We start from the raw sequence: 266 nt of genomic DNA, 5'->3' as shown, positions 1-266 counted from the left end.
CGTTAAAACCGGAAAGCTATGTGGCACTGCACGTCCGCGCATAGAGCCTAGTTTAGGGGCCGCTTTCAACAAGGCTTTTGTGTAAGCATGTTTGGGTTCTAGAAAGACTTGATTAAGGGTGCCTGTTTCTACGATGTCACCGTGATACATCACCGCGACTCGGTCTGCTACTTCGTGGACTACCCCCATATCGTGGGTAATGAAGATAACGCCCATGCCCAGCTCTGTTTGCAGCTCACGAATCAAGCCTAAGATCTGCGCTTGAA

1 pseudogene is annotated in these 266 nt (G+C 50.0%); it reads right to left on the bottom strand.

Annotated features, from left to right (window positions below):
- Positions 1-266, bottom strand: a pseudogene (locus AB4585_RS28690) (glutathione ABC transporter ATP-binding protein); the annotation flags it as partial.

It is taken from the genome of Vibrio sp. 10N.222.49.C9 (assembly GCF_041474985.1).
Lineage (GTDB): Bacteria > Pseudomonadota > Gammaproteobacteria > Enterobacterales > Vibrionaceae > Vibrio > Vibrio crassostreae_C.
This window is presented reverse-complemented; position numbering and strand designations above follow the sequence as displayed.